This is a genomic window from Emcibacter nanhaiensis (genome assembly GCF_006385175.1).
GTDB classification, from domain to species: Bacteria; Pseudomonadota; Alphaproteobacteria; order Sphingomonadales; family Emcibacteraceae; genus Emcibacter; species Emcibacter nanhaiensis.
Window position 1 is genome coordinate 158,235 of record NZ_VFIY01000010.1, and the last position, 22,316, is coordinate 180,550.

The window sequence follows — 22,316 nt, forward strand, 5'->3', positions numbered from 1 at the left end:
GAAATGCGTTAAACCAACGCGTAGTAGCGCACCAGGTTGCCGTCCGGTTTGCGCTCGCCGATGCCGATAAAGACATGCTTGGTCAGCCAGTCATGCTTGCCGATGGGCGTTTCAAAGGTCGGTGTACAGCGCAGGTAATAATCCTCGTGCGGGACTGCCGGCCCGTCATTAAAGGCCCAGTCCCGGAGCCTCGTCATGGTGTCAGGATGCCGTCCCCACAGGAAGCCCTTGTTGTTGATCAGGATCAGGGTGCCGTCGTCTTCCTCCAGCATATAGCGGGCGTCAAATACCGCCACATCGTCGGGCCGGAAATAGGCATAATCGCCACCGGAACCCGGCACCGCCTTGCCCTTGAGGCGCGGTCCTTCGAAGCTACCCTCATTGACATAAACCGCCGAGCGATTGCCGCCGTTGGGGGTGTTGGCAATCATCTGCACCGTCGGGAATTTCAGCCGCACTTCCATGGCAAATTCCAGCCGCGGATTATCCATGGTTGAATATAAATCACTCATTATCTCAGCTCCAAACTTCCGCCATCCACAAACATGTCAATGCCGGTGATGAAACTGGCCTCCTCCGACGCCAGGAACAGCGCCGCCCGGGCCACTTCTTCCGGCTCGCCCATTCTATGCATCGGCACGCCGGAAATCATCACCTGACGAAGGCCATCGACCTCGGACGGATCCATGCCGACATTGCGGTTAATCAGCGGCGTCTCGATGGGACCCGGGCTCACAACATTGACACGGATTCCATCCTTTACGAGCTCAACAGCCAGGATCCGCGCCATCGCCCGGAGCCCCGCCTTGGCTGAAGAATAAATGACGTTGCCCGGCATCCCCAGCGTACTGCCAATGGAGCCGGTTATGACGATTGAGCCGCCCTTGCCCATCAATGGCAGAGCGGCCTGGGTGGTGAAAAAGGCGCCCCTGAGATTGACGTTGTGAACCTGATCCCAGATTTCAGGGGTAACATCCCGCACATTGATAAAAGTGCCGATGCCGGCATTGACGAACAAGGCATCGATCCGGCCCGTCTCTTCACGGATAACATCCAGCACCGGGGTGAGGCCATCCAGGTCCGCCATATCGGCCTGGAACGCCTTGAGGCCGGGGATATCCTGTTCCGCTGCCGCCAGGGTGTCCGGGTTCCGGCCGGTGATATAAACTTTCGCGCCTTCCTCGGACAGTCCCTTCGCTGTGGAAAGACCGATCCCGCTGTTGCCGCCGATCACCAGCGCCGTCTTGTCTTTAAACCGCATTTTCGCCTCCTTTAGCATACCGGATTGGGATTGGGACCGTCGGTGACGATATCCTGCAGCACGTCCCAGTGTTCAACAATCATGCCGTCCTCGACACGGAATATATCCACCACGACAAAACCCACGTCGCCGGGGTCCGGTTTGACATGATAGTGCAGGATCACGTGATCGCCGTCGACGAAGCAGCGCTTCATATCCTGGGTGGCGTTGGGATGTTGCTTCTGAATGACCCTGAGATAGGCCTTAAGCGCTTCCCGCCCCGGCTCGGCCAAGGCGCTGTGCTGGATATAGTCGGGCGAAATATATTGATCCACCGCATCGGCATCGAGCGGCCTGAGCACCGCTTCAAACATCTCCAGAACCAGGTCAAGGTTCTTCTGCTCCTGCTCTGTTCGCATGTCCCCGTTTCCCTATATATTTTTATTATAACATTTGTTATAATAGGTAACGCCAGTGACGTCATGATGTCAAGACTCTATTGTTGGCGATACTAACAATAATCCAGGACAAATGCCATCGGGATAAGGGAATTCAGAGGCGGGTATATTCCAGGAACCTGGACTGACCTTCCTCGTCAGTGGCTTCCAGGGCATCGATCAGGGTTTCCACATAGCGGTCAAAAGCCATGACTTCATCAGGCTTGAGCGCAGCAAACAGGTAATCCATGACCTTTTGCGTGGACGGCAGCAAGGCCTCATAGAGTTGCCGCCCCTCTTCAGTCAGGGTCAGGGTCTTGCGCCGCCGGTTATTGGGGTCGCTGGTCACCGAGACACGGCCCTGTTTCTTCAGGTCGGCGACGGCGCGGCTCACACTCATGCTATTCACGCCGGTCATCTCCACCAGCTCATGGCTGGCGGTTTTGCCAAGACGGCCGATCAACATCAGAAGCCGGAACTGGTTGGTGGTGATATTGAACTGCCGCTCCACATGAACAGAAAAGGGCACCATCAGACGATTATACAGCTTGAGGAGCTGATGCAAGGTGTGCTCAGGCCCTGTTTCGTCGTCTTTGCCGGTCTGGTCTGGAAGTTCGGACACTTTACTGGTTTACCCCTCGTCTCAACGCCTAAATTTATTACAGGTCCGACATGAACTAGTCAAGAAAACCCGGCACCTGTGGTACTTAAATTAGTATTTTATTTTCATCATTCGATAACATTCATCGGCGGTATATACTCCGCGCAACGCAACAATCCCAATTTTCCTTCCGAATTCAGCTGGTAGTGGATGAACATCTCATTTTCATACACTGTTCCTTTGGGAATCGCCGGCATGCGCTGGATGCCGATATTTGCCAGCCCCTGTTCGGTCAGGTCTTCAAAAGCTTCCAGGCGCATGGCCACATGAACCCAGGCTCCGCCTTCGGTAGGATAGAACTTGATCAGGTCAATATGTTCCCGCACACAGCTGTGGAAATAGGCATAGAATTTGCGGATTCCTTCCTGCCCCCGCAGCACATTGCCGAGGGTTACCAGCTCCACATCGGGCGCAAAAAACTCCCGGTGCAGGGTTTCGTGATCCGGTTTATTGAAATGATGGAGATATTCCCGGTAGCGGGCTTCATCAAACATTGTCTTTCCCTCAGAGTTCCCTGCAGCCCAAAGGAATGCCGGAATGATCCCTATATTTTTCATTGATGGACCACCTTACATCAGCAGTCTCTTTAAATAACTCATAATAGTAACTTTTGTTATATTTCATGTCAAGGTTTCACGGCGGCAGCAGATACCGCACCCAAAGCGCTCACAGCCTCTCGATCGCCAAGAAAAATCCCGGGCCCTGCTGCTGCAGGCCCGGGATCAGTACGGATAGAATTAGTTTGTCTTATCCGAATAGCGGCTGTCCGGTCGCCGTAGCGTCCTGCAGAAGGATAATCTTTGTTTCGGTATAGGACTTCAGGCCAGCGGCACCACCTTCACGACCAACCCCGGAACATTTAAAGCCGCCAAACGGAAGTTCAAAGTCGGCATTCATGCCATTTTGCGCGACACTGCCGGCCCGGACCCGCCGGCCAATGGCAAAGGCGGCATCATTGTCATTGGTCAGGACGGCCGCGTTCAGGCCGTAAATCGTCTCATTGGCCAGTTCGACCGCATGATCGACATCCCTGGCCGGGATCAGGGACAGCACCGGGCCAAAAATTTCTTCCTGGGCGATGGTCATACTGTTGTCCACATTGGTAAACAGCGTCGGCTCGAAGTAGTATCCCTTCAGACCCTCGACCCGTTTGCCGCCATGGGCCAGGGTGGCGCCTTCCTTGACGCCTACCTCCACATAATGCTCAATGCGCTCCAGCTGGCGTTTCATGGCCACGGGCCCCATTTCAGATGCCGGGTCGAGCGGCGAGCCCACCTTGATCTTCTTCATCTCCTCGGCAATCGCTGCGGCAATTTCGTCGTGGCGGTGCGCCGGGACAATGGCCCGGCTCAGCATACCGCAGACCTGGCCGCTAAGGACCGTAATGGTGCGAGCGAGGAGCGGCCCCGCGATTTCCGTCGGGAAATCATCCAGGATGATCGCCGGCGATTTACCGCCGAGTTCCAGGGTCAGGCGGGCCATGCGCCCCCCGGCTACATTGGCGATATGTTTGCCGACGGCTGACGAGCCGGTAAAGGCGATTTTATCTACGCCCGGATTCTGCACAAGCTGATCGGCGGCTTCACGCTCCGCGGTCACCAGGTTGACCACACCAGGCGGCAGGCCCGCTTCCTCGGCAGCTTCGGCAATGATGTAGCCTTCCAGAGGAGTTTCCGGCGACGGTTTCATAATCACCGGACAACCCGCCATCAGCGCAGGGGCTATCTTATGGGTGATACAAGGATAGGGCATATTCCAGGGCGTAATGGCCGCCACGACACCGACCGGTTCGTGGATAACATTCGCTGTATAGCCCATCACACTGGACGGCTGGCTCGTCACCCACTCGAACTTCTCGCCGACCTCGGCATAGTCAAACATATTCTTGGTGCCGAGCATGGCGCCGATGGGCGCCATGGAGGCAAGACCGCCGACCTGATGGGTAAAAGCAGCCGACAGTTCAGCCGAACGCGCTCCGAGGATCTCCCCCATGCGGCGCAGATACCCGGCCCGCTCCTCGACACTCGTGCTCGGCCAGGGCCCGTTGTCAAAGGCCTCCCGGGCCGCCGCAACGGCGTCATTCACATCTTCCGGGCCGGCTTCCGCCACAATGGCGCAGACTTCTTCCGTATGCGGTGAGACCACCTTGATGCTGCGGCCGCTTTTCGGCGACACCCATTCGCCGCCGATATAGAGCTTGTCCGGATGTTTAATGTTAATGTTCTCAGGTAACAAGTTCGTCATTTCATTCTCCCGTCTGTCGAACCTTACAATACTCTTGCCCACCTTTTTTATAAAAATAAACGGTATAGTTTACTTTTACAAGAAGCAATATCAATAATTCGACAGAATTACCAGCCTTTTTGAATTCAAGGGCTGGGCCAGGCGATGCACTGATAATCAAAAAAAATCCCGGAGCCTGCAGGACAGGTCCGGGATATCCAAGTCAGGGAGATAGATTAATTCAACAGGAACCGGCTATTCAGCCGCCTCCCCGGTCTGCAGTAACATCACTTTTGTTTCGATATAGGGCGTCAGGCCTTCGACACCGCCTTCCCGGCCGATGCCGGAACATTTGAAACCGCCAAACGGCAGCGTGAAGTCTGCATTCATGCCGTTCTGCGCCATGTTGCCGGCCCGGATCCGCCGACCGATGGCATAGGCAGCCTCCGCGTCATTGGTGAAGACGGAAGAATTGAGGCCATATTCCGTCTCGTTCGCCAGCTCCACTGCATGATCAACATCCCTGGCCGGGATCAGCGACAGCACCGGACCAAAGATTTCTTCCCGGGCGATGGTCATCTTGTTGTCCACGTTGGTAAACAGCGTGGGCTCGAAGTAATAGCCCTTCAGGCCCTCGACCCGCCTGCCGCCATAGGCCAGGATCGCGCCTTCCTTGATCCCGGTCTCCACATAATGCTCGATGCGCTCCAGTTGCCGCTTCATGGCCACAGGCCCCATTTCTGTCTCCGGATCCAGTGGTGAACCCACCTTTACCTGTTTCATCTCGGCAATAATGGCCTCGGCAATTTCATCATGACGGTGCGCCGGCACAATCGCCCGGCTGAGCATGGCGCAAACCTGGCCACTGAGAATGGTAATCGTGCGGGCAAGGATTTTGCCTGCCACTTCCGCCGGCATGTCATCCAGCACAATGGCCGGGGACTTGCCACCCAGTTCCAGCGTAACGCGCGCCATACGCGCCCCGGCCACACTGGCGATGTGCCGTCCAGCCGCAGTCGAGCCCGTAAAGCTGATCTTGTCGACGCCCGGATTTTGCACCAATTGGTCAGCGGCTTCGCGGTGGGCAGTCACCAGGTTTATAACTCCAGCCGGCAACCCCGCTTCTTCCGCTGCTTCGGCGATGATGTAGGCTTCAAGCGGCGTTTCCGGCGACGGTTTCATGATCACCGGACAGCCGCTAATCAAAGCCGGGGCGATTTTCTGGGTCATGATGGCGCCGGGCATATTCCAGGGCGCAATGGCCGCCACGACACCGACCGGTTCGCGAATGACATGGGCGGTATTGCCGGGCACTGTGGACGGCCGACTGGTTTCCCAAGCATAATTCTCACCGATGTCGGCATAGGCGGCAAGGGTCTCAACTGCGCCACCCACGGCAACTGGTGCAAAGGATGAAAGTGCCCCAATTTCCGCAGTAAAGGCGGCCGCCAATTCCGGTATCCGGCCGCGCAGGATCTCCGCCATGCGGCGCAGGGCATTGGCCCGCTCGCTTACACTCATGGTCGGCCAGGGGCCATGATCAAAGGCCTGCCGGGCCGCCGCCACGGCGGCATTGACATCATCCGCATTCGCTTCGGCAATCACCGCGCATACTTCCTCGGTATGGGGGGAAACCACCTCGATACTGTCGCCCGAAGTCGGCGCCACCCATTCGCCGCCAATAAACAGCTTGTCCGGATGTTTGATATTCACATTTTCAGGTAGAACAGTCGCCATTGTCATCTTCCTTTTCATTCAATTGGTCTTCGCCGGAATGCTCCGGTTAAAAACAGGCATTAATAGTTGGACATGATCACCAGGCCTTTGGAATCCAGCGGCTTGCCGGCTTCCTTGAGGGCCTTTTCCCGGGCATGCTGTTTTTCCTGCAGGTCGATCAGATAAGCATGGAGGGCCGCCACATCCTCTTCCGACAGCAGGTCATCCCATTGCGGCATGCCCATGCCGACCAGCAGGCCGTCCATCAGGATATCCCGGAACAGTTCATGCTTTTCCGGCGTCAGCCGCCGCAGGTCGGGACTGATAGAGCGGACCATATTGGAATGGCACAGCGCGCAGTTGGCAAAGAACAGCTGGGCCCCTTTCGCAATTGTCTCAGGGGTCACATTGTCCGCCTGGGCCGGGGGTTCGGGCGCCACTTCCAGCGGCGGCAGGGCCTCGGGCTTCGGCACTTCTCCGCCGTCCAGTTTGAACACCAGTATCCGGTTGCTGTTTTCATATTTGTAGGGGGCGCTGTAGCCCGGCACGAAGGACCAGCCGCCACCGCCCCAGCCTGTGGCCACCGCCACATATTGCACGCCGTCCACCTTGTAGGTCGCAGCCCCGGCCATGATCGCCGAGCCGGTATCGATTTCTTTCAGGGCTTCGCCTGTGGCCGCATCACGGACATAAAATTTGCCGCCGATAGAGCCATGGAACAGAAGGCCGGACCTGGTCACCAGCATGCCGCTACGGTCCTGCCAGCCTTCGGCGTCCGCCGCCCAGATGGTTTTCCCGGTCAATGGATCGGTGGCCCGCACTTGGGAAAAGCCCGGATTTTCCCGCACCCAGTCCATCTGCGGCAAGGCTTCGATCTGCTCTTTCAACGCCGGTGGCATGGTCTCGAGAAAGCCTTCCAGGCTGGTGGTGAAAATCAGCGACGCCCCGGCATTGAGGCCCTTCTCCCGGTGCGGCTGCTTGCCAGGCAGGTTGTACATCAGGTTCCCCATATCCAGCACCGCAGCATAATAAATGCCGCTCTCCGGATCATAGGCCGGCGGGTACCAGTTGCGCGCCCCGGCGGAGGACGGGAAGACAATCTTCGGCCCGGTACCATAGTCGGAATATTCCGGCGTCATGTTTGGCCGGCCGGTTTCCATGTCATAGCCGTCGGCCCAACTGGTCCGCACCAGGGCGTTGATCGCCACCGGTTTGCCGGTAATCCGGTCGACAACATAAAGATAGCCGTTCTTGGGTGTATGGATGATGACCGGGCGGACTTCGCCACCCACTTCCATGTCGGTCAGGGTCATGGGCTGGGTCGCGGTAAAGTCCCAGCTGTCGCGCGGCGTTTCCTGGTAATACCATTTCATCTTGCCGGTTTTGCGGTCCAGCGCCACAATCGAGGACAAGTAGAGGTTATCCCCTTCGCCGCCGGAACGGGAGGCGTGGGAATAAGGCCCGCCATTTCCGGTACCCACATAGATCACATCAAAACGATCATCATAGACAATGGCGTCCCAGGCCGTACCGCCGCCGCCAATATCCCAGCGGCTGTTCTCGCCCCAGGTTTCGAGCGCCTTCTCCAAATCCTCATTTTCCTGCGGGCCAAGCGCCGGGTCATGGGGAATGGTGTAGAAGCGCCAGGCCTGTGAGCCGTCAGAGATATGATAGGCGGTCACATAGCCGCGCACATCAAATTCGGACCCGGCGTTACCAATCAGCACCAGGTCCCCGGCCACTTCCGGTGCACCGGTGCTGGAATAACCGCGGCTGTGGTCGACAATAGTATCCACCTGCCAGGCCACCTCGCCGGTCTTCTGGTCCAGGGCATAGAGGATGCCGTCCAGCGCCCCGACCATGACCTTGCCGTCACTCACCGCAATCCCGCGGTTGGCCTGGTCACAGCAGACCACCCGGTTGACCTGCATATTCACATCGGGTTCGAAGGTCCAGAGTTCCTCGCCGGTAACAGCATTAAGAGCATATACCCGACCCAGGTTACCGCTGGTGTACAAGATGCCGTCGATTACCACCGGAGTTGCTTCCTGAACCCGGCCGGTACCCATATCATAGGACCAGGCGAGCCCGAGCCGGCTCACATTATCCCTGTTGATGTCGGTCAGGCGGGAATAATGGCTGTCATTGCCGTCTCCACCCGGCATGGGCCAGTTTTCACCAGCGCCGACTTCAGGCGCAGACATCTGTGCGCTGTCATTACAAGCAGCGCAAAACAGTCCAAGAACTGCAGCACAAAGCAGTTTTATACTCATCTTCATTGGTCTAACGCCTCTTTACACCGGCCACATGGATTTATGTTCCAGCATCACTGCGCGCAGGCTTTTCGGCGGCCGGCCGGTGATGCGTTCCACATTGTCATTGATCTTGTTGAAATAGCCTTCCTTGATGGCCTGGCCGAAGGTCACCATGTCGTCGCTGGACCAGGGAATCGGGCCATCGGGCACAATATCGCTGGCGTGACGCGGAGCGCCAAGGGAATCAAAATAGGCAAACATGGCCTCGTCATCGACCGGAATAACCTCGATCTCCTTGCCGATAATCTCGCTGGCGATGGCCATGGCTTCGGGAATGGACAGCAGTTCCGGCCCGGTCAGGTCGTAGGCCTTTCGGCGATGACCTTCCTGGGTCAGTACGCCCACCGCCACCGCCACGCAATCCTCGCGGGAGACAAAGGCCACCTTGCCGTCACCGCAATTGTCCGGCAGCTTGCCGGCGATCAGCGCCCCCGGCACCATGGCCCCGGCGATGGCTTCCGCATACTGGCTGTCGCGCAGGAAAGTCCAGTCGGCGCCGGACTGCTCGATAATTTCCTCGGTCGCCCGATGGTCCAGTTTGACAATAGCCGGATTTCCGGGCTCGTCGGCGCTGATGATCGAGGTATAGGCGATATGATCGACCCCGGCCGCCACCGCCGCCTCGATGGCATTGCGATGCTGGGACACCCGGGTGCCGACCCGCGCCGTGCTGATCAGCAGCATTTTGGTGCCGCCCGCAAAGGCCGCACCAAGGGAGGCCTTATTGTCAAAATCGGCATAGCGCACGTGGGCGCCCTGTTTCCTGAAGTCTTCCAGCTTGTCCGGACTGCGCGACGTCAGGATCACCTGATCTGCCGGCACTTTTGTCAGAAGTAATTCGGCCGCTGCACGGCCAAACTGGCCGGAGGCCCCTGTAATGATTATCATGAAACAACTCCCTGATACCCTGTTCCGGGTCAATTCTTGTTTACAACTGTAACATATGTTATTATTAATGCAAGGCCTAACAAACTAATTACCGGGAGAACGGCGGTGAAACTGCAGATTGAAGACAGACTGGCCCTACAGGACCTGATTGCCAACTATAGCTGGGCTTTGGATACGGGCGATGTGGAGGCGCTTGTCGAGTGCTTCACCCCCGACGCCCGCATGGTCGAAGAAGTCTTCGAAGACCCGGATATCTGGGAAGGCCATGACGGCATCCGCGGCATCGCCGAACATTACCGCAATGCGCCGGGTTTTCCCGGCCGCCAGCATCATGTCACCCAGACTCAGTATATGCCGCAGGAAGACGGCTCGGTCAAAATGCGCAGCTTCGCTTTTGTCACCGAATGCGAGGGCGAACCGCCTTACCTGCTGCGCTTCACCGGCTATTATGACGATCACGCCGTGAAAGGCAATGACGGCACCTGGCGCTTCCATCGCCGTACGGTGCGGTTGTGGGACGGGGAAATCCTCAGCAAATTCCCGGGCCGTGGCGAATGGGTGCCGCGCAAGCGTCCCGCCTCCCTGATCATCAAGAAATAAACTTACTCCGCATTTCCGGCGGCGAGATAGGTGGCGATGGCCTCAAGCTGTTCGTCCGAGGCCTCGCCCCGCGGGATTGCCGGCATATTGCCGATGCCGCTGCGGGCGGCGTGGATCACATAATCCGCAGTCAGGTCGGTGCGTTTTTCCAGAAATGGCTCATCGACCCGGCGCGCCAGCAGCCCGGTGCCCATACCCATCACCCGGTGACACATGGCGCATTTTTCATGGAACAGCGCCTTGCCGTCCAGCATTGCCGCTTCCTCGCCGCGTGCGCAAATGGTGAACAGTCCGGAAAGCAGGGTGATTGCCAACAGTCGACCAGCTTTTCGTTTCATCGCACACCTCCCGCTCATTTCGTCCTCTCCCCGTCATAGCGTTTGGGCCAGACGCCGCTTTTGCCGGGGGCAATGATGCCGGCCGGATCGAGGGCATTCTTGACCTTTTCATTGAGGCGCAGCAGGGCATGGTCATTGAAGTCATAGGTCGCCGCCACCGTATCCATATAGTCGAGATGGGTGCGGTATTCGCCGTAACCTTCCGCCCGGGAATCCTTGATCAGCGCCCGCAGGAATGGATCGACCCGGCCCATCATGTCCGGATCATCCTTGTTGAGCAGCACCGCGTTGACATTGATCAGGTGACGTTCACCGAAAGCGAAACTCGCCTGGTAATCCATGCCGAACTCCTTGTAGCGGGCATAGGTGCGCTTGAACTGCCGCATGGCCAGCGTGCCGGACTGGGGCAGCACCGGCGAAAAGCCGATATGGCCGCCGCGCCCGCCGTGCCAGTTGGAATTCTGCATCGGGAACGTGAGCGGCACCCCGACCCAGCCGGTGTTTTCCAACGGTTCGCCCTGACGCCAGGAGGTGGGCTTGACCCGCATGGGCTTCAGGTCGGTCATGGCCTTTTCCAGGATGGCGTAGGCCGCCTTGTTAACGCCTTCCCGGCCATAGAGCCTGAGGCTGACACCCCACCAGCCCATGCCGTATTTCTTGCGGATGGCGGCAATCACCTCGTCGGACAGGGCGCCGGGCTTGTCGGTCCATTCATCCCGGGTGGTGAGGATCGCCGCAGCGCGGAGCCAGTTGCCGATGGTCGGCGACTGCTGCAACAAGCCTTCGCGGCGCAGGGGCCCGAGCGTATCAATCAGCGGCCCCAGGTCTTCCGGGTTGTTGAACTCCACATCCATGCCCATCACCGATTCCGGTTCCGGCATCAGCCACAGACCCATTTTGGTGACGACGCCGAAGTTGGACTGGACGAACATCTGGTCCCAGGCCGGGCCATAACCATAGCGATAGAGGAGCCAGGTCGGCGAGTCGGTGAGCGCCCCCATGCCGGTACGCACCAGATCGCCGTCCGGCATCACCACTTCCATGCCGCAGATCTTGGAGGTGTGATCACCATACGGCGTATAGCCGACGCCGCGGTCGAGCGCATTGCCGACCACGGAGCCCCAGCTGTTACCGGGCACCGACAGCCACAGCTTGATGTTATTTTCCTTGAGATAGTCATAGAGATCATAGAAGCCGACCCCGGGTTCCAGCAGCACGGTGCCGTTTTCCTCGTCGATTTCAATCTTCTTCATGCGCGACAGGTCGAGCACCACGGTACCGGACATGACCGGGGCGGAGCCGCCGTAACCAAGGTTCTTGCCGCGGCTGATTGGCCAGAGCGGCACCTTATGCTCGGCAGCAATGCGGACGATGGCCTGGACTTCCTCGGCACTGGCCGGCGCAATGGCGCCGAGGGTCTGGTGCAGGTCGTCATTGACCGCGAATTTGTCGGCATAGCTGTCTACGTCTTCCGGCTCGAAAAACAGGTATTTCTCGCCGACTACCGCAGCAAAGCCCTTCATGGCGGCATTCAGCGCCCCTTGAGTCAGGCCTGGCGGCAAATTAGTTGTCCCCATTTGGACTCTCCCCTTGATTATGTGGTTCTTCCGGATGCAGCTCCTCTTCGCCGGAGGTCAGCGCCCAGGAAAAGACAAAGACCCCGCCCAGAACGCCAGCCAGCGGCACTACACTTGTATCCGGCAACACGGAAATCAGCGCACTGGCTGAGGCCACAATCGCCAGCTGGATGGTACCCAGCGTCCCGGCCGCAGCGCCGACATTTTCCTTCACCGTATCCAGCGCCGCAACAGCGGCTGGCGTCAGCATCAGGCCGGACAATGTAAAGACCAGCATGGAATAGATCATAAAAATGATCAGGTTCATGACCCCCGCCGCCAGCAGCAGGGTCAGCACTATGGTCAACAGCACACCGACCGCCCCGACCGAACGCAATACCATTCTGGGGCCCCAGAGCTTCATCAGTCCCGGCGAAAACTGGGTGGAGGCAATGGAACACAAGGCATTGAGCGCCAGCAACAGGCTGTACTCCATGCTGTCGAGGCCATAAATTTTGGAAAAAACGAACGGCGCCGCCGTGACGTAGGAAAAGGGAATGGTGGTGGCGAAAGCGGCGACAAAGGCGCTGGCAAAAAACCGCCGGTTGGTCAGCAGCGCCCGGTATTTGGGTAATATGGAGGCTCCCTTTTGCAGCCGGGCCGACGGCGGCAGGGATTCCGGCAGGTAAAAGCGCACCAGCAGAATGGCAAAAAGGCCGATCGCCGCCAGCACCAGGAACAGGCCCCGCCAGGGCATCACCGTCATCAGGAAACTGCCGGCCAGCGGCGCCAGGATCGGCGAGATACCAATGATCAGGAAACTGTTGGCCATCAGCCGGGCGGCATGATGGCCGGAGGCCAGGTCGCGGATCATGGCCCGGGACACGGCGGTGCCGGCGCAAACCCCGAAGCCCTGGACGAAGCGCAACAGGATCAGCTGCGTTATACCGCTGGTGGCCGCGCAGGCGACAGAGGCGGCGACAAACAGGCCAAGCCCCAGGTATAGGGGCAGCTTGCGTCCATAACGGTCACCGAACAGGCCCACCGGGATCTGCGCCACGGCCAGCGCCAGGAAGAATACCGACAGGGTCAGCTGCACCTGATCCGGCGAAGCGGACAGCTCCCCGGCCATGGCCGGAAAGGCCGGCAGATACAGGTCGATGGAAATGGGCCCGATCGCCGACAACAGCCCGAGGACGATGCCGAGATGGAGCATCGAAAAGCTGTTCAGCGTCTCTGATTTTGCTTCAGCCAACCCCTTAGTCCTGCCCGGTCACTTGCCGGCCCGGGCCTGCGCCAGTTGGTCGGCGGGTACCCACCAGCCGTGCACCTGCGCTTTCATGGGGATCGGCAACAGCACCTTGGCCACGGCCCCTTGGGAGACATTACCCGCGTCGATGATCCAGAGCTCGGACTCAAAGAGATTATCGTCAACCTGGCGGTCGACCACGCACATGAGCCAGCCTTCATGGTCCGGATCCCTGGCCGGGATATGCACCGGTTCATTGAGCCCCATACCAAAGCCCAGTGGCATCATGTCAAGACGGCCGGTTGCGGGCTCGATCCTGAGCAGGGCGTTGAAGGCCACGCCCACCGGGCCGCCCGGCAGCGGCGGACCGCCTTCCGGGTTCATGCTCAGATACCAGGCGGACTCGTAGGGCCGGCCCTGGTCCTTGTCCCTGAGCCGCGGCATGTCGCCTGGCGGGCCAAGCGGGATTTCGGCTATAGAGTCGTCATTCCTGGACATATCCAGGGTCCAGCGGATCAGGCCGCCGCCGATCTCAGACTGGTCACAGTGGATGCCGCCCGCTTCACGCATGAAGGGGAAGGCATTGGTGTCCGACAGACACAGTTCCATATGGATTTTATCGCCGTCATCAAAGGCATTGACCAGATGGAAGCAGGACACACCCTTGCGTCCCTTGAACCAGCGGATATCCTCCACCTTGCCATACCGCGGCATCACCGCGACCCAGCTTTCCAGGTCCTGCTGGTGGGCCCAGTGCGGACCGCCGGCCTTGATCCGGTCCAGATCGGCTGTGGTCGGAAACAGCGGGAAGATTGCATATTTCTCGGTGATGACAAAATCATGCATGGCGGAAACATATGGCGCCTCGAACCATTGCTCGGACACCAGGTTGCCGTCCTTGTCGGCGATACAATAGGAAATTTCCTTGCTGCACAGTCCGTCGGCCTCATAGCCGAAGAAGAACATTTCCCCGGTTTCCGGGTCGATGCGGGCATGGGCCGTCATGGTCTGCGATTTCAGGGCGCCGTGATAGTCCCAGGAGCCGATGGTTTCCAGCGTATGGGGATTAACCTCATAGGCGCGGCCGTCTTCCTTGGTCATAAACAGCCGCCCGGCATGCCAGATCGGCGTGGTGTTGGAGACAGTCCGGTCCACCCCTTCCACGGAGGGATCGTCGGTAAAGGGGTTGCGGTATTTACCGAACAGCGCCTTGCGCGCCTTTTTCTCCGCCAGGTAACGGGCGGTTTCCACATAGCGGATGTCATAATCCACATGGCCGTCCCCGAACAGGAAACGGGCAATCATACCGTCCGCATTGAGGGCAATATCATCTTCAAACATCGGCAGATGGGCCGGATCGGGCACGGCCCGGAAAAAAGCCCCCTGGATTTCCGGGGGAATCTCCCCCTCGACAACCAGGTCCCGAACCGATGCCTCGGCGCGAATGGGGGTATTGAGTCCGGTGAATTGAATAGTCGACGGAAATTTATCCATCCCGCAATCTCCTCTTTTGAAACCTCCAGCCATTTACTTTGGTATTTATTCATGGCACAATCCAATAATAACATTTGTTACTTTAATAGCAAGCAGATCGTCGGGAAAAATTGCCCGATCACCAACAAAGAACGGCCAACAGCTTGATTCTGCACGGTGGTTTGACATATCGCTGATAACCTGCGTTACAATATCAGAGGCAGAAAGTGACATAAGCAGGGGAGGACTCATTGAGCAGCGCAAAACAGACGACGCAGGATTATTCCCTGCAGACGGTCTTTGACGGGCTTTCCTTTGGCGCGCCGCTGATCCTGTCGCTGTCGCTCTGCACCCTGGTGATGCTGATTGACGGCTATGACCTGGCCGCCCTGCCGCTGGCGCTGCCCTATATCCTGCCGTCCTGGGAGGGTGACGCCGCCGGCTTCGGCCCGGCCCTCGCCGCGGTGTTGCTCGGGCTTGGCGCCGGCGCCCTCTTGCTCGCCCCGCTGGGGGACCGGTTCGGGCGACGTAAACTGATTATTCCCTCCCTGCTGGCCGTTGCCCTGTTCACCATCGGCACCGGCTTCTCTTCCTCCATCGGCGGATTCACCTTCTGGCGGCTGTTGACCGGAACGGCACTGGGCGCCTGCCTGCCCAATGTCACCGCCCTGGTGGCGGAACTGGCTCCGAAGCGGCGGCGGGCCGGTATCATTGTCTTTGTCTCCTGCGGCGTTTCCCTGGGTGCCGCCGGGGCGGGACTGGTGGTGCCCTGGCTGGTAAGCCTGGGCGGCTGGCAGATGATTTTCTATATGTCAGGCTTCGTCACGCTGCTGATCGCCCTGCTGCTCTATCTGATCCTGCCGGATTCTCCCGGCTACCTGTTGCGCGCGGGCAGACACGAAAGCCTTGATCGGCTGCTGACCAGACTCCGTGCGCCCGCTCGCGCCGAGCAATTGAGACAGCTGTTTCCCGACCGGGAAAAATCCACCCTTTCCGCCTGGCGCGCCCTGTTTGAAAAATCCTATCTTCGCGCCACCCTGGTCTATGCCGGCCTGTTCACTATCAATTCCCTGACCATGTACAGTCTGGTCAGCTGGCTGCCCACGCTTCTGCCCAGTGCAGGTTTCAGCGCGGACCAGGCGGCAAGATTCGCTTCCGTGATGCAGATCGGCGGCTTGCTGGGCGGTTTCCTGCTGTCTTGGCTGCTGGACCGGGAGCAGACCGTCAGGGCTTTCCTCAGCGCCTACGGGGTAGTGATCCTGGTGATCGTCGGATTCAGCCTGATCCCGGCTCAGCCCCTGTCCTGGGGCATCCTGATCCTGCTGACAGGCGGCGGTGTGGCCGGGGCGCACCTGTCGCTGATGGCGCTGGGCCCGAAATTCTATCCGCCGCACATCCTGTCCACCGCCATCGGCATCACCATCGCACTAGGGCGCATCGGCGCAATCCTGGGCCCGCTGCTCGGCGGCTGGTATGTGGGCATGGGGCTTGGGTTTGCCAGCTTCATGCAGACCCTGCTGGTGCCGGTCATCCTGTGTATGTTGCTGGTGGGCCTGATCCCGGGAGTGTTGCGCAGCCTGAATAGCTAAGCCGGCCCCATACCCGCAGAAAACTGTTCATTTATCCTGTTAGTTTTTCTAACTCTTGACCAGAAACCCTCTTTGCGGCCTAATTTGTTTGGGAGACTAACAAAATAATTGGGAGACAAATATGACGGGCGCTTCATATAGCGACAAGGGGACTCCGGAACCGATCCTCACTGACACTGTTGGTGATGTGGAACATGAAGACTATGCAATTGGTGCGGAACATCCTGCGCCTCCAGCTGCGGAGGAACGGACCTATCCCTCGCCCGGCAAAGCCTGGTACTGCGTCTTTGTCCTCGCCCTGGCGGTCCTGGTCAACTTCCTCGACCGGAACATATTGAACCTCCTGGCGGAAAGCATCAAACGCGACCTGCAGCTAACAGAAATTGAAACCAGCCTGATCCTGGGTGTGGCCTTCACCGTATTCTACAGCATCTTCGGCCTTCCCGTCGCCCGGCTGGTGGACCGGGGCAACCGGAAAAAGATCATGGCCGCCGGGATCGCCATCTGGAGCGTCATGACCGCCTTTTGCGGCCTGGCGTCAAATTTCTGGCAGCTTTTTATCGGCCGCGTCGGGGTTGGCGTGGGCGAGACCACAAGCGGACCGTCCGCCTATTCCCTGCTATCCGACTATTTCCCGCCGCAGAAACTGCCCAAGGCGATCGCCGGCATGAACATGGGATTTGTATTGGGAATCGGCATGGCCTCGATTTTTGGCGGCCTTTTGATTGGCGTCATCGGGGACAGGAGTTTCACTTTCCCAGTTGTCGGCGAACTGGCGGGCTGGCAGATGGTCCTCATTTCCGCAGGCCTTCCCGGGGTCATTGTCGCTCTGCTGATGCTGACGGTGACGGAACCCCCGAGACACGGGCAGGCCTCCAAGGACTCCCAGCCAATTACCGAAGTCTTTAAATTTGTCTGGCACAACCGGGCGGTCTACCTGCCTCTGTTCCTGGGGCTGGCCATCAGGTCGGCCCAGATGGCGGCCGTGGGCGCCTGGGGTGTTGTATTTTATATCCGCACTTATGGCTGGACACCCGATTTTATTGGTCCCGTAACCGGGGTCACCATGTTGATCTCCATGCCGATCGGTCTGTTCCTTGGCAGCTGGTTCGGGGAACATTATTGGAAAAAAGGCTATCATGACGCCAATATGCGCGTGGTGGTTTACAGCACCATGATCACCATACCCTTTGCTTTGGCTCCCCTCCTGCCCAATCCCTGGATGGTGGTTGGACTGGGCCTGATCGCCGGGATATTCAATGGCATGGCCGCCCCCGTGGAGAATGCCGCCCTTCAGATCGTGACCCCCAACAAATTCCGGGGCCAGGTGACTTTCCTGTTCCTGTTCACCATGAATGTGATCGGCTTTGGCTTAGGTCCCATCATTTTGGCCGCCATGACCCAGTATATTTTTGGCGAGGCCGGAATTCGTTATTCCCTGGTTCTCACAGGCGTCATCTTCGGCCCCGTGGCCACCTATATATTCTGGCTGGGAATGAAACCCTATGGTAAGGCCGTCGCGGCCGGCGGGCTGGAAGTTCAGGAGTCTGACAAGGCCACCTGATCCAGCCGTTCCCGGCTCACGTCATCTGTCGGCACAAACAGAATTAGCCTCTGGGAAGGGGCTTCTTCTATTGTGTAGGAGGTGTGCCGGACCGTGATGTCGCCGAATTCGGGCGCCGTTACAGTATGAACACCTTCGAGATGGGCGATGATGTCCGACTGAAACCAAAACTCCTTGAAGGTTTTGCTTTTGTTCAGCATCTCCTGAATGATGGCATCGAACTTTTCGGTCTGGTTGGTCCGGCTGTAGTCCCATTTGAAGCGGGCGGTCAGGCGTTTGGCCATCTCCCGGAAACTGTCGGGGTCCTTGCGGTATCTTTTATCCAGCATGAGGATCTTGAACAGGTTTCGCTCCGACGCCGGGCGTTCCGCATAGTCCCGGAACAGTCTGGTCACGATGTGGTTCCAGCCGATAACCGTCCAGTCCTCGGTGATGACCTGGGCCGGAATATTCAGTCCGTCCATCATCTGCTGGGTGGCGGGATGGATGACTTCATCCTGAGCGACCACAAGCGGGCGCGGGCGTTTTCGGGCAAGCGCGAGCAGATACTCCCGTTCCTGGGGATTAAGCAGCAGGGTCCGGCTTAACCCTTCCAGCATGGCCCTGGAGAGCTGCACCTCCCGCCCCTGTTCGAACCAGGTATACCAGGTGACGCTCATGCCGGTGAGGGTCGCGACTTCCTCGCGGCGCAGACCGGAGGTGCGGCGGCGACCGCCTTCGGGCAGGCCCACATCCGAGGGTTTGATTCGGGCACGGGCATTTTTGAGGAACCGAACAAGTTCATCCCGTTGGGTCATATTTCAGTTTTCCCTATATTTTTCAGAACAAAATCTGTCCCGCTTATAGTTCAGTTTATATCCCACATCTTTCTAAAATAACATTTGTTATAATAGGTTTAGGGCCCCATGTCACCTCTCTTGATCTATGTTATATATGAGGTAATTAGCTATTAGTTTTTATAATAGGATAATTTCAGGCCTGTTACTAATCAATTTCCTGCCGGTAAAATAGAAAAAAATCAAAATAGCTAATCATACGAAATATAGGGACCTACTGATGCTAGACGTTTATCACGCCGAGCCCGGCGCCAATACCTTGAAAGTTCTTCTCGCCCTGAAAGAAAAAGGCGTAGACTTTAACAGTCATTACGTCGCTCTGAACAAATTCGAGCAGCACGAAGAATGGTTCAAGAAAATCAATCCCAACGGCCAGGTGCCGGTCATTGTCCATGACGGCAAGGTGATCAACGAATCAACCGTGATCAACGAATATGTTGACGCCGTTTTCGAGGGACCGGCCCTGCGCCCGGCCGATGAATATGGCAAGGCCATGATGCGGATCTGGACCAAATGGGTCGACGAATATTTCTGCCCGGCGCTGAGCTACCTGGCTTGGAACTGGATGATCAAGAGCCTGGTCAAGGACCTTACTCCCGAGGAATTCGAAGCGAAACTCCAGAAAATTCCCCTCAAGGAACAACAGGACAAATGGCGCATCACCGCGACCGAAGGCTACCCGGAAGAGCGGCTCAAGGAATGGCGCCGCCAGGTGGAAACTTCCGTCACTAAAATCGACAGCGCCCTCAGGGAACACGGCAAGGACTGGATCCTTGGCGACCAGTTCACCCTGGCGGACATCTCCGTCTTTGCCATGGCCCATCCCATGCCCATGGGCTACCAGGACATCATGAATGAGGAGGATACCCCCCACCTTATGGCCTGGTACAATCGCATGATGGAACGCGACGGCACTAACGCCGCCCTGACTATGCCCAACAAGATGCGTGAAGAAGTCAAGCTTGACGATCGCGTCGACGTCCTCTCCAAGCAAGGAAAAGAATGATATGAAAGCTCCTATGGCTGATGTAGCCGGGAAGACCGCCTTTATTACCGGCGGTGCCAACGGCATTGGCCTGGGCATTGCCCGGGCTCTCGTAAATGCAGGCGCCAATGTGGTGCTTGCCGATATCCAGGAACAGGCCCTTGCCGAGGCCCGGGAATACCTGGGCGCCGACGATCAGGTCAGGACCATCGTTCTGGACGTCACCGACCGGGAAGCCTTTGCCAAGGCCGCGGACCAGACCGAGGAATGGTTCGGCAATGTCCACATCCTGATCGGCAATGCCGGCATCGGCATCGGCGGTCTGGTGGCCGACGCCACCTATGACGACTGGGACTGGGGCATGGGCGTCAACCTGGGCGGGGTTATCAACGGCCTTGTCACCTTCCTGCCGCGGATCAAGAAACATGGCGAAGGCGGGCAGATCGTAACCACCGCGTCCAAGGCGGCGCTGATCCCGATCCCCTGGTCCTCCATTTACATTGCCGCCAAGTCGGCCGTCCTCGGTATGTCGGAATCAATCCGCGGCGAGCTCGCGCCCGATAATATCGGCGTGTCGGCCTTCTGCCCCGGCCCGGTGCAGACCAAAATCAGCGATTCCGGCAAACTGCGCCCGGAAAAATACAAAGAAAACAGCGGTTATCGGGAATTCGAGGAAAACCTCGAAAAGCGTCCCAATTCCCCCCTGTGGATGACCAAGGAAGAAGTCGGCGAACGGGTGCTGAAAGGCATCCGGCAGAATGACCTCTATATCATCACCCATCGGGAGTTCAAGGAAGGCACCAAAACACGCTTTGACGCCATCCTGGCCTCCTTCCCGGACGAGGAGATCAACGAGGAGCGCAAGGAAGCCATCAGCTTCCTGACCTCCAACCCGCTGTTTGACGAAGTCCTGGCGGAAAAAACCAAAAAATAGGGGGTAGAGTCATGGCCAAGAATAATACGATCACCCTCTATGATCTGGTGCTGGAAAGCGGCTGCACCATCAGCCCCTTTGTCTGGCGCACCAAATACGCCCTGAAACACAAGGGTTTTGACCTGGAGCTGATCCCCAACGGTTTTACCGGGATCGAGGAACTGACCAACGGCTTTTCCGATCGCCTGCCGGTGATTGTTGATGACGGCCACTGGGTCAAGGACAGCTGGGAAATTGCCGAATATCTGGATGAAAAATATCCCGATCGGCCGATGCTGTTTGAAAGCCAGTGCCACAGGAACCTGACCAAGTTCATCGACAGCTGGCTCTGGCGTACTGCCATTTCTCCCTGGTTCCGCTGTTACATCCTGGACTATCATGATCTGTCCATGCCCCAGGACCGGGAATATGTGCGCACCAGCCGGGAACAGATGTTCCTCGGCGGGGAAAAACTGGAAAACGTCCAGGCCGGGCGCGAGGAACGCCTGCCGCTGGTACCGCCCGAACTGGAGCCTTTGCGCGAGCTATTGGAAGAGAGCCCCTGGATCGGCGGGGAAAGCCCCAATTACACCGATTATTGCATCCTTGCGGTCTTTTTATGGACCGCCTCGGTCGCCAAGATCCCGCCGCTGCATGACGATGATCCGCTCAGGAATTATATCGACCGCGGCTTTGATCTGTATGGCGGATTGGGACGCCACGAAGGCATGCATAATCTTTTCGGCCTGCCGAAAGCAGACTAGGTACCGGGCCAAAATTTGAAATTCAACAGGAGTGAAAAATGCAGGATCTTAAAGGAAAAGTAGCCTTTGTCACCGGTGGCGGCTCCGGCGTCGCCCTCGGCCAGGCCAAGGTGTTTGCCGAAGAAGCCGGCATGAAAGTGGTCATTGCCGATGTCCGGCAAAACCACCTCGACGAGGCCATGGAATATTTTAGCGACAAGCAGGTCGACGTCCATGCCCTTCAACTGGACATCACCGACCGGGAAGCTTACGCCCGGGCCGCCGATGAAGCGGAAGAGGTATTCGGTCCGGTCCAGCTGCTGTGCAACACCGCCGGGGTGAGCCAGTTCGGCCCTATCGAACAGGCCACCTTTGATGACTGGGACTGGCAGATTGACGTGAACCTGAAAGGCATGATCAACGGCGTCATGACTTTCATGCCGCGGATGATCGAAACCGGCAAGGGTGGGCACATCCTCAATACCGCCTCCATGTCCGCCTTCGTCGCCCTGCCCACCACCAGCATTTACTGCACCACCAAATTTGCGGTTCGCGGGTTTTCCGAATCCCTGCGGGTGGAAATGGACAAGTTTGATATCGGCGTGTCCATCCTGTGCCCGGGCGCGGTCAATACCAACATCCACCGGGCCGTGGAAACCCGGCCGGAAAAATACGGCAAAACCGGCTATTATGGCCGCGACGAAAATGTCTTCGCCCACCTGAAATCGGTGATCGAGGGCGGGTTTGATCCGGTTGACCTGGGCCGGATCTGCCTGCAAGCCGTCAAGCGTGGCGACTTCTGGATCCTGCCCTATCCGGAATTCGTCCCGACCATCGAGGACCAAAATGCGGAAATCGTCGAGGCCCTCAAATCCTATGAGAACGACCCCGATTATCTGCGCCGCAAGAAACTGGCCGAAGAAACCGGCCAGGCCATGCCCGGAACTAAAAAATAAGCATCACGTGAGGGGCCCGGAAACGGGCCCCTTC

The 22,316-nt window shown here is 58.0% G+C and carries 21 protein-coding genes; 7 read left to right on the forward strand and 14 right to left on the reverse strand.

All coding sequences use genetic code 11. The features are described from left to right. Window positions 1–8 precede the first annotated feature (8 nt). The 9 genes from FIV46_RS10215 to FIV46_RS10255 form a co-directional block, all read right to left on the reverse strand. A complete protein-coding gene (locus tag FIV46_RS10215; protein WP_139940822.1) occupies window positions 9–512 on the reverse strand; it encodes a DUF3237 domain-containing protein in 504 nt (167 codons plus the stop codon). Then, window positions 512–1,261 (reverse strand): SDR family oxidoreductase, encoded by a 750-nt coding sequence (locus tag FIV46_RS10220; protein WP_139940823.1) that lies wholly within the window; start codon window positions 1,259–1,261, stop codon window positions 512–514. The genes FIV46_RS10215 and FIV46_RS10220 overlap by 1 nt, the downstream gene beginning before the upstream one ends. Window positions 1,262–1,272: 11 nt before the next feature. Continuing rightward, window positions 1,273–1,659, reverse strand: a complete 387-nt coding sequence (locus FIV46_RS10225) for a nuclear transport factor 2 family protein (RefSeq protein WP_139940824.1) — start codon at window positions 1,657–1,659, stop codon at window positions 1,273–1,275. A 133-nt stretch (window positions 1,660–1,792) separates the two neighbouring features. Next, on the reverse strand, window positions 1,793–2,299 hold the full coding sequence (locus FIV46_RS10230) for a MarR family winged helix-turn-helix transcriptional regulator (protein ID WP_219846071.1): 507 nt from the start codon (window positions 2,297–2,299) through the stop codon (window positions 1,793–1,795). 107 nt (window positions 2,300–2,406) lie between these two features. Further along, window positions 2,407–2,832, reverse strand: coding sequence for a nuclear transport factor 2 family protein (locus FIV46_RS10235; RefSeq protein WP_139940825.1), 426 nt, complete (start codon window positions 2,830–2,832; stop codon window positions 2,407–2,409). Window positions 2,833–3,085: 253 nt separating this feature from the next. After that, window positions 3,086–4,582 (reverse strand): aldehyde dehydrogenase, encoded by a 1,497-nt coding sequence (locus FIV46_RS10240; protein ID WP_219846072.1) that lies wholly within the window; start codon window positions 4,580–4,582, stop codon window positions 3,086–3,088. Between the two features lie 234 nt (window positions 4,583–4,816). Continuing rightward, on the reverse strand, window positions 4,817–6,298 hold the full coding sequence (locus FIV46_RS10245; RefSeq protein ID WP_139940826.1) for an aldehyde dehydrogenase: 1,482 nt from the start codon (window positions 6,296–6,298) through the stop codon (window positions 4,817–4,819). Window positions 6,299–6,357: 59 nt separating this feature from the next. Further along, a complete protein-coding gene (locus FIV46_RS10250; RefSeq protein ID WP_219846073.1) occupies window positions 6,358–8,481 on the reverse strand; it encodes a PQQ-dependent dehydrogenase, methanol/ethanol family in 2,124 nt (707 codons plus the stop codon). Window positions 8,482–8,571: 90 nt separating this feature from the next. Next, entirely contained in the window at window positions 8,572–9,480 is a 909-nt protein-coding gene (locus FIV46_RS10255) for an SDR family oxidoreductase (protein WP_139940827.1), read from the reverse strand. A gap of 105 nt (window positions 9,481–9,585) precedes the next feature. Between FIV46_RS10255 and FIV46_RS10260 the strand changes: the two genes are divergently transcribed. Further along, a complete protein-coding gene (locus FIV46_RS10260) occupies window positions 9,586–10,080 on the forward strand; it encodes a nuclear transport factor 2 family protein (protein ID WP_139940828.1) in 495 nt (164 codons plus the stop codon). A 2-nt stretch (window positions 10,081–10,082) separates the two neighbouring features. Here FIV46_RS10260 and FIV46_RS10265 read toward each other — a convergent pair whose 3' ends face one another. The 4 genes from FIV46_RS10265 to nov2 are packed head-to-tail and all read right to left on the reverse strand — an operon-like array spanning window position 10,083 to window position 14,717. Further along, a complete protein-coding gene (locus FIV46_RS10265; protein ID WP_219846074.1) occupies window positions 10,083–10,418 on the reverse strand; it encodes a c-type cytochrome in 336 nt (111 codons plus the stop codon). Window positions 10,419–10,432: 14 nt separating this feature from the next. Then, window positions 10,433–11,995 carry an FAD-binding oxidoreductase gene (locus tag FIV46_RS10270; RefSeq protein ID WP_219846075.1) on the reverse strand — a complete coding sequence of 521 codons (1,563 nt, stop codon included), beginning with the start codon at window positions 11,993–11,995 and terminating at the stop codon, window positions 10,433–10,435. Then, complete coding sequence (locus FIV46_RS10275; RefSeq protein ID WP_219846076.1) at window positions 11,982–13,229, reverse strand: multidrug effflux MFS transporter; 1,248 nt, start codon at window positions 13,227–13,229, stop codon at window positions 11,982–11,984. Before FIV46_RS10275 ends, FIV46_RS10270 begins: the two co-directional genes overlap by 14 nt. An 18-nt stretch (window positions 13,230–13,247) precedes the next feature. Then, complete coding sequence (nov2, locus tag FIV46_RS10280) at window positions 13,248–14,717, reverse strand: lignostilbene-alpha,beta-dioxygenase NOV2 (protein ID WP_139940830.1); 1,470 nt, start codon at window positions 14,715–14,717, stop codon at window positions 13,248–13,250. Window positions 14,718–14,947: 230 nt separating this feature from the next. On the opposite strand from nov2, the gene FIV46_RS10285 reads away from it, so the two are divergent. Then, window positions 14,948–16,285 (forward strand): MFS transporter, encoded by a 1,338-nt coding sequence (locus tag FIV46_RS10285; protein WP_219846077.1) that lies wholly within the window; start codon window positions 14,948–14,950, stop codon window positions 16,283–16,285. Between the two features lie 121 nt (window positions 16,286–16,406). After that, on the forward strand, window positions 16,407–17,849 hold the full coding sequence (locus FIV46_RS10290; RefSeq protein ID WP_139940831.1) for a spinster family MFS transporter: 1,443 nt from the start codon (window positions 16,407–16,409) through the stop codon (window positions 17,847–17,849). On the opposite strand, the gene FIV46_RS10295 is transcribed toward FIV46_RS10290, so the two are convergent. Next, window positions 17,825–18,646: a helix-turn-helix transcriptional regulator gene (locus FIV46_RS10295; protein ID WP_139940832.1), complete on the reverse strand. Its 822-nt coding sequence runs from the start codon at window positions 18,644–18,646 to the stop codon at window positions 17,825–17,827. The genes FIV46_RS10290 and FIV46_RS10295 overlap by 25 nt on opposite strands. 259 nt (window positions 18,647–18,905) lie before the next feature. On the opposite strand from FIV46_RS10295, the gene FIV46_RS10300 reads away from it, so the two are divergent. From FIV46_RS10300 to FIV46_RS10315, 4 genes are read left to right on the forward strand one after another with little or no spacing between them, the layout of a single operon-like run. Next, window positions 18,906–19,691, forward strand: a complete 786-nt coding sequence (locus FIV46_RS10300) for a glutathione S-transferase family protein (protein WP_139940833.1) — start codon at window positions 18,906–18,908, stop codon at window positions 19,689–19,691. 1 nt (window position 19,692) lies between these two features. Next, window positions 19,693–20,604, forward strand: coding sequence for an SDR family oxidoreductase (locus FIV46_RS10305; protein ID WP_139940834.1), 912 nt, complete (start codon window positions 19,693–19,695; stop codon window positions 20,602–20,604). Between the two features lie 11 nt (window positions 20,605–20,615). Continuing rightward, entirely contained in the window at window positions 20,616–21,347 is a 732-nt protein-coding gene (locus FIV46_RS10310) for a glutathione S-transferase N-terminal domain-containing protein (RefSeq protein ID WP_139940835.1), read from the forward strand. A gap of 38 nt (window positions 21,348–21,385) precedes the next feature. Beyond that, the gene (locus FIV46_RS10315) at window positions 21,386–22,282 is read left to right on the forward strand and encodes an SDR family NAD(P)-dependent oxidoreductase (RefSeq protein WP_139940836.1); all 897 of its coding nucleotides are present in this window, start codon (window positions 21,386–21,388) and stop codon (window positions 22,280–22,282) included. Window positions 22,283–22,316: the final 34 nt, after the last annotated feature.

Coding starts and splice junctions, on each gene's coding strand:
- FIV46_RS10215 (WP_139940822.1), bottom strand. CDS start 512: ATGAGTGATTTATATTCAACCATGGATAATCCGCGGCTGGAATTTGCC.
- FIV46_RS10220 (WP_139940823.1), bottom strand. CDS start 1,261: ATGCGGTTTAAAGACAAGACGGCGCTGGTGATCGGCGGCAACAGCGGG.
- FIV46_RS10225 (WP_139940824.1), bottom strand. CDS start 1,659: ATGCGAACAGAGCAGGAGCAGAAGAACCTTGACCTGGTTCTGGAGATG.
- FIV46_RS10235 (WP_139940825.1), bottom strand. CDS start 2,832: ATGTTTGATGAAGCCCGCTACCGGGAATATCTCCATCATTTCAATAAA.
- FIV46_RS10240 (WP_219846072.1), bottom strand. CDS start 4,582: ATGACGAACTTGTTACCTGAGAACATTAACATTAAACATCCGGACAAG.
- FIV46_RS10245 (WP_139940826.1), bottom strand. CDS start 6,298: ATGGCGACTGTTCTACCTGAAAATGTGAATATCAAACATCCGGACAAG.
- FIV46_RS10250 (WP_219846073.1), bottom strand. CDS start 8,481: ATGTCTGCGCCTGAAGTCGGCGCTGGTGAAAACTGGCCCATGCCGGGT.
- FIV46_RS10255 (WP_139940827.1), bottom strand. CDS start 9,480: ATGATAATCATTACAGGGGCCTCCGGCCAGTTTGGCCGTGCAGCGGCC.
- FIV46_RS10265 (WP_219846074.1), bottom strand. CDS start 10,418: ATGAAACGAAAAGCTGGTCGACTGTTGGCAATCACCCTGCTTTCCGGA.
- FIV46_RS10270 (WP_219846075.1), bottom strand. CDS start 11,995: ATGGGGACAACTAATTTGCCGCCAGGCCTGACTCAAGGGGCGCTGAAT.
- nov2 (WP_139940830.1), bottom strand. CDS start 14,717: ATGGATAAATTTCCGTCGACTATTCAATTCACCGGACTCAATACCCCC.
- FIV46_RS10290 (WP_139940831.1), top strand. CDS start 16,407: ATGACGGGCGCTTCATATAGCGACAAGGGGACTCCGGAACCGATCCTC.
- FIV46_RS10295 (WP_139940832.1), bottom strand. CDS start 18,646: ATGACCCAACGGGATGAACTTGTTCGGTTCCTCAAAAATGCCCGTGCC.
- FIV46_RS10300 (WP_139940833.1), top strand. CDS start 18,906: ATGCTAGACGTTTATCACGCCGAGCCCGGCGCCAATACCTTGAAAGTT.
- FIV46_RS10305 (WP_139940834.1), top strand. CDS start 19,693: ATGAAAGCTCCTATGGCTGATGTAGCCGGGAAGACCGCCTTTATTACC.
- FIV46_RS10310 (WP_139940835.1), top strand. CDS start 20,616: ATGGCCAAGAATAATACGATCACCCTCTATGATCTGGTGCTGGAAAGC.
- FIV46_RS10315 (WP_139940836.1), top strand. CDS start 21,386: ATGCAGGATCTTAAAGGAAAAGTAGCCTTTGTCACCGGTGGCGGCTCC.